Source organism: Geobacillus sp. LYN3 (assembly GCF_003064505.1).
Classification (GTDB): Bacteria; Bacillota; Bacilli; order Bacillales; family Anoxybacillaceae; genus Parageobacillus_B; species Parageobacillus_B toebii.
The window spans coordinates 1-2812 of the sequence record NZ_QCWL01000012.1 but is presented as its reverse complement, the minus strand read 5'-3'; the positions used below and the strand labels follow the sequence as shown (position 1 = coordinate 2812).

The following is a 2812-nucleotide window of genomic DNA, read 5'->3' as shown; positions in this document are numbered from 1 at the left end:
GCGAACCTACGTTCCCAACCCCCTCATCGGGGAATTCTAAGAATTTCTCCCACAAACATTTTACTCACACTTGACTATTTTACAGGTTTTAAAGGGAGCAAAGGATATGCTACCCATATTGCTAAACGTAAGGAAACGTATCAAACGCTGGGGATTAAACCGTTCTTTTTCGTGGACGAAGCATGGTTAGCTTTTAATCCCAAGATATCCGCTTTTACTACATTTGTGGAATCCGAGTTGCATATCATTGAAAAACGGCCGCAAGATCGTGCGTGGAATATGTTTTTATTAGACTTGGACCCTCATTTGCTGGACATTTTGTTGCAGCAACCAAGCAAATATGAACCATTTGATACTAGAAGCATTGTGTATATCAATCCAGCAGAGCGAACGTGTAAAATCCTCCGCTTTCTGATGACCAACCAAAGACATGCTTTCGTATTAGCCACACCTTTTGAGATTAGCCTTGAACAAGCACTAAGTATCACAGTCGACATGGAAGGGTTTCAGCTATATTCTCAAGAAGAAAATAATCAAATGGCCATTCTTAAAGAGGAATTAATGGCAAAATATTATCAAATTTTAGCTGAAGAAGAACGGAATTTGAAGGAGAGAGCATCTCGTACAAAAGTACATTTACAAGAGGAGATGGACGATCAAAATCAAACAATCCCTAACTTGGACAAAAAAATAAACAAATGGGGAAAAAGAATTAGAAGCCAGGAAGAAATGGATGAGGATTTAGCGAAACGGTTTCAAGCCCTTAACAGCCCTTATATGAAGAGAAAAGCGGAGTTGTTAATTCAATCCGCTCGACAACATATTCTTCAACAACATACAGTAAAAGAGGATTCTGAACAATCTGACATGACAACGGAAGAAAAGGTCGCAATGAAAAAGCGAGAAGAGCGGAAAGAAAAAATTTTAAATCATAAGGTAGCTGGGGAAATGTATATTAACGGTAATCCGAGGAAATGGAAAGAACTCGTTTTGTATAAATTTAATGCTGTTTATCGAAATGAAATGACCTTGCCGCAGCTGCTTGATTATTTAAAAAGGAACAATATAACATTTAATCAAAGCGAAAAGTTGGTGATTTACCCGATCAGAGAGTTTCTTCTCTACATTGCTAAAGAAGTAGGGAAAGACTTAAATGTATAAAAAAGTGGTCTGCAAAAAGGTAACCCTCCTTTATTGTTCGCACGGGATGGGTTACTTTTTCATTTTTCGGAATAACGGTTGTGCTGGAACTTTGCGAGGAGGTAGCAAAGAGAGTCTGTAAAATTGAAAAAGTAGGGTGTACCGTTTCGTTTAGCGTGCGCGTCATTCATGTGTCTCTTGAAAATTAAACAAATGAGGTAACCAAAAATAATTCTGTCGCCAACCCCTCTAACCAAAATTATACAAGGAATAAATATACTGAATTGACAGAAAATTTGTAAATATATTATAATTTTTATAGTTTCATATAGAAAGTGAGGTGATAAACATGGACAAGTTTAAACCTTCTTTTGAAGTAACCCAAGTAAGTTCTATGCAGTGGAACCGTACACTTCCAGGATCTACACAGGCCATGTTCTCCGAAGAACCTATTCCTATTTCCGAAGAAACTTTGAATCAATTGAGATTAGCAATTAGGGAAGAAATGAAGAAAGAAAAGACTAAATAAGTATTTATCATTGACGTATAGGGGAATAGTTCCTCTATACGTCCACAGAAATATGCTCGATCAAATCCCATATATCGAAAGGAACTGATTATTTTATGCATTTTAGAGGACCTGCTCACGTTGATTTCAACTTAACGAATGGATGTAATCTTGCCTGTTCTCATTGTCATAGCTCATCTGGTCCTAAACTGGACAATGAAATGAACACTGAAGAGATTTTGAATACGATAAAACAATTACATGAAATTGGAACTCTAAAAATTGCTTTTGCAGGGGGAGAGCCTTTTATAAGAAAAGATATTGTTCAAATATTAAGTTATGCTTGTTCATTACCAGGTTGGCAAATAGCGGTAATTTCCAATGGTTTTTTCTTTTCGCCTAAAATGGTCCGAAAACTGGAAGAAGAATGCCCAAACCTGTCCATTAATATTAGTTTAGATGGCTCCAACCCTCAGAGATACGGCATTTTGCGCAAACAACTATATCGACCGGACGCTGATCCAACTCCACTATTCGAGAAAGTGATTGAAGGAATTCGTACAGTTGTTCAATCAAAATTAAAAGTCTCTATTAATTTTACATTAACCAAAGCAACCATTGATGATGTCTTACCTACATACAAACTTATTGATGAACTGGGAGCAGAAGCTATGGTTGCCATTAAATTTTTTCCGGGGGGATATGGAAAACAGCATCTAGATATTTATGAGATCCCGTATTCTATGTGGAATGAAAGGTTTGCTGAACTAACACGTTTGAAACTTACCGGGGCAATTCCCAAAATGCAAATTTCGGTCCCTTCCCCATGGGAGTTCTACCTTCCTCTTATAGAAGGAGAAATCGATCTCGTGGCTGCTGAAATGGCTTGGAATTACCGTAGCCCTCTTAGAGAGAAGGTATATTCACGGATGAGATCTATCGGTGATGTTGCAGGTGTTGCAGAACTCTCAATCTCTTCAAATGGTAAAGTGTATCCTTCCATATTATTAACAGGAGAAAGGCAGATGGAATGCGGAGATCTTCGGAAAATGTCATTAAAAGATATTTGGGAAAAATCCCCTGTTTTAAAATTTCCTGAATCCGTGATGGTTGGAAATCAACTTTGATTTTGGTGTTAGTTCTATGGATATATGATCCATACAT

At 37.3% G+C, this 2812-nt stretch carries 3 protein-coding genes; all 3 read left to right on the top strand.

Going from position 1 to position 2812, the window contains the following annotated elements; all coding sequences use genetic code 11:
* On the top strand, window positions 1-1161 hold a 1161-nt coding region (locus tag DCC82_RS16055), incomplete at its 5' end, for a hypothetical protein (protein ID WP_233253056.1).
* A gap of 328 nt (window positions 1162-1489) precedes the next feature.
* Window positions 1490-1669, top strand: a complete 180-nt coding sequence (locus tag DCC82_RS16050; protein WP_097355114.1) for a hypothetical protein — start codon at window positions 1490-1492, stop codon at window positions 1667-1669.
* Window positions 1670-1764: 95 nt separating this feature from the next.
* A complete protein-coding gene (locus tag DCC82_RS16045; protein ID WP_097355115.1) occupies window positions 1765-2775 on the top strand; it encodes a radical SAM protein in 1011 nt (336 codons plus the stop codon).
* Window positions 2776-2812 lie beyond the last annotated feature (37 nt).